We start from the raw sequence: 511 nt of genomic DNA, 5'->3' as shown, positions 1-511 counted from the left end.
CGACTACAAGATATTGAGTTCGACCTTTGTGGCTTGTTATGATCCCGGCATTTTGGAACGCTGTTACCCGGCCCTGATGGCCGAGGTAGATAAAGATGGCCTGTTGTATATCCAAGATCTGCTGTCCGCTTTTGACTATTTAGGACAAGGTGTTTTTGCAGATAAAAAAACGGGCTTCGCGATTTGTGCACATCCTTATTTCAGACGTTCCTTGTTTCGCCAGAATAATCTGAATTATTATTTTCTCGACGAGTTATTGAAACGAGAAGGCCGGCCGGATCTGACCCTCCGTTTAAGATTGGATGGCGACCTGATCGGTATTGCGGGAACTTTTGTCCCCGCCATGGAGTACGAGTATTGGCGGGGACCTCGTTTCGACGAGGACGTGGCCAATATCAAATTAGGCGTCGCAGCTTATGGCATGGAAGATTATAATAAATTATTCAACGGGATCGGCCGAACTGAATTTTGGTGGAAAATGGAAGGCGGCGAACAGACCTTTGAAGCGGAG

General features: G+C 47.0%; 1 protein-coding gene. It reads left to right on the top strand.

The window, feature by feature from the left end; all coding sequences use genetic code 11:
* Positions 1-511: hypothetical protein (locus ACNOHI_RS25650; RefSeq protein WP_420477543.1), on the top strand; the 511-nt coding region annotated here is incomplete at both ends.

Origin of the sequence: Noviherbaspirillum sp. ST9 (assembly GCF_048799745.1) — a bacterium.
In the GTDB taxonomy this organism is placed as follows: domain Bacteria; phylum Pseudomonadota; class Gammaproteobacteria; order Burkholderiales; family Burkholderiaceae_D; genus Noviherbaspirillum.
The sequence above is the reverse complement of the archived record's forward strand: the minus strand, read 5'-3'. Positions and strand labels throughout refer to the sequence as shown.